Consider the following 231-nt stretch of genomic DNA (forward strand, 5'->3'; position numbering starts at 1 on the left):
GGCTCAGGCAAGCATGCCGGAAAACTGGGGCCTTCCGAGCAGCCCGGCGGCGACGCCGTATTACCGCGGCATGCCGACTTCGGTGCTGGATGATGTGGTGGTGCTGCGGTTCAACGATGCGACTGGAGCGCGTCAATTGCTGAGCAGAGAGGCCAGCGACATCGCGGCAGTGCTTATCGATCCGATGCCCAGCAGGGCCGGGCTCATCGTTCCCGAGCCGGAATTCGTTTC

1 pseudogene is annotated in these 231 nt (G+C 63.6%); it reads left to right on the top strand.

Annotation, left to right across the window (positions count from 1 at the left end):
* Window positions 1-13: 13 nt before the first annotated feature.
* Window positions 14-231 (top strand): annotated as a pseudogene (locus tag EOD29_RS35410) (aspartate aminotransferase family protein); the annotation flags it as partial.

It is taken from the genome of Mesorhizobium sp. M1A.T.Ca.IN.004.03.1.1 (genome assembly GCF_003997555.1).
Classification (GTDB): domain Bacteria; phylum Pseudomonadota; class Alphaproteobacteria; order Rhizobiales; family Rhizobiaceae; genus Mesorhizobium.